Consider the following 2,606-nt stretch of genomic DNA (forward strand, 5'->3'; position numbering starts at 1 on the left):
GCGGTCGCGGCGATCGGGGAGATCTCCCAGATCGTCGCCCAGATCTCCGACCGGCAGACCACCATCGCCAGCGCGGTGGAGGAGCAGACGGCGACCACCAGCGAGATGAGCCGGTCGGTGGCCGAGGCCGCGGGCGGGTCCGAGCAGATCGCCGAGAACATCACGAGCGTGTCGACCGCCGCGGAGACCACGACGCAGGCGCTCACCCAGACCCGCTCCGCCGTCGACGAGCTGTCGCGGATGGCGGCCGACCTGCGGGGGGCGGTGGGCCGCTTCACCTACTGACCGGCGCGCCCCGGGTGAGGGCGCAGCGAGCACGCGAGAGCGCGGAACCGATCCTCCGGTTCCGCGCTCTCGCCATTCTCGCGCCATTGTCCCGCGCGCCTCGGACGAGTATCCGCCATTGCGGTGTCGACAAGGAGATCGGCCGGAGAAGGTCGCCGCACTGTTTACGGAACATGTTCGGACACGCGGCGGAAAATGGTCGCAGCATTCCGTCGGTGCCTCACCATTCCGGTCGTCCCCCACCGTGTGGTCGCACGGCGGCCGGGAATCCGACATCGCAGGACGACAACAGGAGCACCACCGTGAAGGCCTCCCCTCCCCCACTCGCCGCCTCCCGCCCGCGGAGCCGGTGGTTCGCCGATCGACCGATCGCGGTCAAGATCGGCGCGGCCGTCGCCGCGCTCGCCGTCGTCGCGATCGCCATGACGGTCCTGGCGGTGTCCCGGATCAGCGCGCTCGATGACGCGACCGCCGAGATCAACGACAACGTCGTCACGCTCTCCGACCTGTCGGACATCCAGCGCTCCTGGCAGGGCGACCGCTCCCGCTACAACTCCCTCGCGCTGGTGCCCGCGAGCGCGCAGGCGGCGCTGCTGGCGGAGCTCGCCGAGCGCCGCGACACCCTCGAGGGGCAGCTCGACGCCTACGCGGCGGTGGCGGTCGTCCCGGCGGCGTTCCAGGCCTTCCGCGACGAGCTGGACGGCTACTACGCCGTCGCCGAGGCGCAGTTGGTCACCGCGGCGCGGACCGGCGACACGGCGCTGGCCGGCCAGCTGATCACCGGTCCGCTGCAGGCGTCCTCGGACGCGATCATGGACAGCTACGCGGGCATGCAGGAGCGCCGCGTCGGCGCGGGTCAGGCCGCGACGGACGAGGCCGGCGACATCGCCTCCTCGGCGACCCTCCAGCTGTGGCTCTTCCTGGCCGCCGGCATCGCCGTGGCCGCCGGCCTGGCCCTGTACGTCGTCCGGCAGATCGTCCGGACCGTGCGCTCGGTGCAGGGCGCGGTCGAGGCCGTGGCCCGCGGCGACCTCACCGTCGTCCCCGAGTTCCGCGGTCGGGACGAGCTCGGCCGGATGGCCGAGTCGCTGGTGACGGCGCAGCAGAACCTGCGCGGCGTGCTCGCCGGTGTCGCGGGCGCGGCGGACGCGGTGGCGGCCTCGTCGGAGGAGCTGTCGGCCTCGGCGGCGCAGATCTCGGCCTCGGCGGAGGAGACCAGCGCGCAGTCGGGCGTCGTCTCCGGTGCCGCGGAGGAGGTGTCGCGGAGCGTGCAGACCGTGGCCGCCGGTGCGGAGCAGATGGGGGCGTCGATCCGGGAGATCTCGCAGAACGCGAACGAGGCGGCCCGCGTCGCCGCCGCGGCGGTGGCCGAGGCCGAGGCGACGACGGGCCAGATCACCCGGCTCGGGGAGTCCTCCCGCGAGATCGGCGACGTGGTGAAGGTGATCACGAGCATCGCGGAGCAGACCAACCTGCTGGCGCTGAACGCCACGATCGAGGCCGCCCGCGCCGGCGAGGCGGGCAAGGGCTTCGCCGTGGTGGCCAACGAGGTGAAGGAGCTGGCGCAGGAGACGGCGAAGGCGACCGAGGACATCGCCCGCCGGGTGCAGGCCATCCAGGGCGACACCACCGGAGCGGTCGCGGCGATCGGCCGGATCAGCGACGTCATCGGCCAGATCAACGACTACCAGCTGACCATCGCCAGCGCGGTGGAGGAGCAGACAGCGACCACCGGCGAGATGTCCCGCTCGGTGCAGGAGGCCGCCCAGGGCTCCGGGCAGATCGCGGAGAACATCACGGGCGTCTCGACGGCCGCGGACTCGACCACCCAGGCGCTGACCCAGACGCGGACCGCGGTCGACGAGCTCTCCCGGATGGCGGCCGACCTGCGCACCGCGGTGGCGGGCTTCACCTACTGATCGCCGGAGGCGGCCGCCGACCCCGGCGGCCGCCTCCCGACCCCGAGGGAACGAGCACGCCACCATTCTCCGGACGTCATGTCGACAGCGTCGAGAATGGTCATCGGACGGCGTCGCGCAATTGTCGACTCCGTTGTGAAACCGTTGTGAACAGAGTGTCGCGACACGCGGAAAAATGGTGTCGCCGACGATTCCGTACGGCCTAGCTTCTGCGTCGTCGCCGGCTCACTCCGGCACTACCCCGACCCGGTACGACCGGGCCGGACCCTCTCCCCCTGAGTGCGAACGGAAGTGTGCGTGGTGGCAGCGAACGGCGGTGGACGGCGTGTTCTGGCGAACATGGCGGTCTCCCACAAGATCCTGGCGTCGGTGTCCGTGGCCGTGCTCGCCGGCGTGGCCGTC

At 72.1% G+C, this 2,606-nt stretch carries 1 protein-coding gene and 1 pseudogene; both read left to right on the forward strand.

What is annotated here, in order from left to right; genetic code table 11:
• Positions 1-285: pseudogene (locus BMY88_RS23120) on the forward strand (methyl-accepting chemotaxis protein); the annotation flags it as partial.
• A 302-nt stretch (positions 286-587) separates the two neighbouring features.
• Entirely contained in the window at positions 588-2,204 is a 1,617-nt protein-coding gene (locus BMY88_RS24760) for a methyl-accepting chemotaxis protein (protein ID WP_280138763.1), read from the forward strand.
• Positions 2,205-2,606: the final 402 nt, after the last annotated feature.

This window comes from Trujillonella endophytica (genome assembly GCF_900110555.1).
Classification (GTDB): domain Bacteria; phylum Actinomycetota; class Actinomycetes; order Mycobacteriales; family Geodermatophilaceae; genus Trujillonella; species Trujillonella endophytica.